The 268-nt window shown below is 62.7% G+C and carries 1 protein-coding gene; it reads left to right on the top strand.

Features of this window, described 5'->3' with window-relative positions; translation table 11 throughout:
* A partial coding sequence (locus SB754_RS20630) for a hypothetical protein (protein ID WP_410784226.1) occupies nucleotides 1-268 on the top strand: 268 nt, incomplete at both ends.

Here is a 268-nt window from a genome sequence, read left to right on the forward strand (position 1 = left end):
CGCGCGTCAACCTGCGCGACGACAGCATGATGATCTCCGCGAATGATCTTGCCGTGCCTGATCTTTCACATGTCGGAGTCGCCAAGCCGGTGTCACTGATCATGCCGACGAGATTGTGCACCGCCGACCGGGTCAGCGCGCTCAAGCAGGTGCTGGTCCGTCATCCCGGAACGTCCGATGTCCACGTCCGGTTGACCAGCGGCTCCAAGGAGACCACGCTGAAACTCGACGATCAGCTGCGCGTCAACCCGACGTCGGCGCTGATGGG

It is taken from the genome of Leifsonia sp. SIMBA_070, from assembly GCF_046534635.1.
Lineage (GTDB): Bacteria > Actinomycetota > Actinomycetes > Actinomycetales > Microbacteriaceae > Leifsonia.